General features: G+C 31.8%; 2 protein-coding genes. One reads left to right on the forward strand and one right to left on the reverse strand.

What is annotated here, in order from left to right; genetic code table 11:
* Positions 1-826 precede the first annotated feature (826 nt).
* Positions 827-1,474, reverse strand: a complete 648-nt coding sequence (locus A5882_RS03770; protein WP_086332757.1) for a hypothetical protein — start codon at positions 1,472-1,474, stop codon at positions 827-829.
* A 254-nt stretch (positions 1,475-1,728) separates the two neighbouring features.
* Here A5882_RS03770 and A5882_RS19715 point away from each other — a divergent pair.
* Positions 1,729-2,296 (forward strand): hypothetical protein (locus A5882_RS19715; RefSeq protein WP_176462001.1); only part of this gene is annotated, 568 nt, incomplete at its 3' end.

Raw genomic sequence — 2,296 nt, forward strand, 5'->3', positions numbered from 1 at the left:
GTTTTATATTTATTAATAATATTTGCAGAACAAAAATACCCGATTACGAATGATCGGGCTCAGAGAGTTAGAACGAAGCTTCTAAATTTTAGGGCCGGATAAGTCTAACTGCTTTAAGCAAATTGTACAAGAATAAAGTGTTTTTCCTTCAGGTCAATTACTGAAGAATTTTGATGCGAAAATGAGAGAGAATCAACGTTTTTTCTTTTGATACTAATGAGTAGTCTGACTATTAAAACTGTAGAAAGTGTCCTCTTGTTTCACTCATATCTCATTCCATTTGATTACTGATTTTTAATGTTTCTGTCCCTTTATATTAATTGTCCTAATAATCATAAATCTAATTTTTAATTGAACAATGATTTAGTTACGAGTTTATGTACACAAGAATAGAGCAATAAATTTCAATTATGGCATTTAAAAAGAGTGTTCAGGAAATCGTCATTTTCTGAACACTCCATATAATGAAAACTGAAAAAATCACTCAATCATTTTTGAGTGATTTTAATGGTGACCAAATTTTTATAGTTTTTTCTTAATTTAGAAATCCATATCGAGATTATGTTAATTTGGGGAAGAATTAACACGCGCACTAATTTTTTATCGTTTCTTAATCGTTTTATAAATGCCGTATGCACAATATAAAATAAACAAGACGGGGATAACGACTAATGGCGTTTTTAGTAATAAATAAGGATCTAAAACACCATTGATTGTACCTTGTTTAACCAAAAGATAGTTACAGTAACTGATCAATTGTAATTGAAATAATAAAATGAATCCGATAAATAAACTATAAATGTATTGTTTCTCCATCTTTTTCTCCTTATAGGTTTTTAAATGAGTAATCCCAATGACTAAAGGTTTTTACAGTAGCGGTTCTAGCTGTCTTTGTTTTGACTCCACTTATATACTCACGCTGTACTACTTTTGTAGATTTGTACACTGGTCTAAAAATTATTTGTTGTCTTTTACCTGCGGGGATATTTATAGAATAAGATACTCCGTAAGTCTTTGACTGCCCAATTGTAATTCCCAACGATGCTCCGATTTTATCGGCACCAATTGGATAACTACCTGAAATCGAAGACGAAACAGATCTACTAGAAGTATTTGAGTTAGTGGCTGACAATGTTGCTTTTCCCTTTCCAGATGGTCCATTTCTCCATGCGCCATAAGATGTACCAGCTGATGTTTTCGATTCAATTCTCCACATTCTATATTGAGCTACTCTAGTATTTACTTGTATGCCTTCCGAGTACAAGTTTGTATCATTATCAAGATTAATTTCAGGAACGTTTAAGTACTCTGCTCCTTCGTCCGAAAAAATTGGTGCATTTTCGTCAGGAAGAATAAGTTCATTAGTTTCTTCCATTGTTTCTGCTTTAGCATAAGTTACTGCACCACCAAAAGCTGTAAATACAGTGGTTGCAACTATTGCTGTTAACATAGTTGTTACGATAGATTTTTTCATTTTGATCCCTCTTTCATTTTTTATACACTAAGTATCCTTGAAATATGAAAAAAATGAAAGAAACGAGAAGTTTACATCATCGGTTTACTACCTGTCTCTTATACACATCTAGATGTGTATAAGAGACAGCTATTTACACTACGTAAACTTCAGGTTTACATCCCTTCGTAAACCTGAAATGTAAACAGATTAGTCCTTTAAAGTAAATAGATATGTGTCATTATGAAAATGTAAATGGAAAAGGAGTGTGAATGATGAGAAAGAGAATATTTAAAAATAAAAAAACACCATTATTATTTGCCATACTTTCAACAGTTGCATTATCCATAATTATTTTTTTAGTTTTGCCCGGCCTCTTATTAACTAATCCTAAGTCCGAAGAAACTCAAACTATTGTTTTCGAAAACACCATAAGTTATGGATTACGTGATAGTAATGGTCAGATAGTTGATGTAGGTACACAAATAAACCAAAGTGGCTCATCTTCATTTTCAGGGGATCTTGAAATTATCCAAGATATGGAGGGACAATACCTTTATTACTTAAACATATTAAAGGACTTGCATGAAATTCCCTATGAAGTTAATGGAGAAGAAGTTACTTCGGCAAACATATTTTCATTGACCAATAAACAGAAAATAAATATAGACCTTTCAATAGACAATATTTCTGAGGGAAACGAACTAATGATTTTACTTTTTAAATATCCGAAATCGAACGACTCGATGACCTTAGAAAGAAGTTTAGAATACTCAGTTATGGGACTAAGATTCAATTTGACTAACAACAGTACCTATCCTCAGTCCATTAAATTTCTTAATG

It is taken from the genome of Enterococcus sp. 4E1_DIV0656 (assembly GCF_002140695.1).
GTDB lineage: Bacteria > Bacillota > Bacilli > Lactobacillales > Enterococcaceae > Enterococcus_D > Enterococcus_D entomosocium.